General features: G+C 62.6%; 1 protein-coding gene. It reads left to right on the forward strand.

Features of this window, described 5'->3' with window-relative positions; all coding sequences use genetic code 11:
* Positions 1–52: 52 nt before the first annotated feature.
* On the forward strand, positions 53–273 hold a 221-nt coding region (locus SB724_RS20080; RefSeq protein ID WP_410572594.1), incomplete at its 3' end, for an alpha/beta fold hydrolase.

Consider the following 273-nt stretch of genomic DNA (forward strand, 5'->3'; position numbering starts at 1 on the left):
GGCCCAGTGGATATTGAACTCACTGCGTCCCGCACTGCACCAGCGGGGCCGGATGGCCGCCGTCGGATATTCCAACCTGGGGTTGGACGTCGGCGAGATCGTCCGCGAACTCATCCTGCATGTGCGCGCCCTCAAGCTCCAGAAGCTGTATTTCTACGGCCACAGCTTCGGCGGGATGGTGGCCACACAGGTTGCAGCCAAGCTGCTGGAACTGTACGGCGTCCAGGTGCAGCTGATTGTCCTGGACTCCAGCCCCTTCAACCGGACCGACGT

Source organism: Bacillus sp. SIMBA_031, from assembly GCF_046535225.1.
Classification (GTDB): domain Bacteria; phylum Bacillota; class Bacilli; order Bacillales; family Bacillaceae; genus Bacillus; species Bacillus velezensis.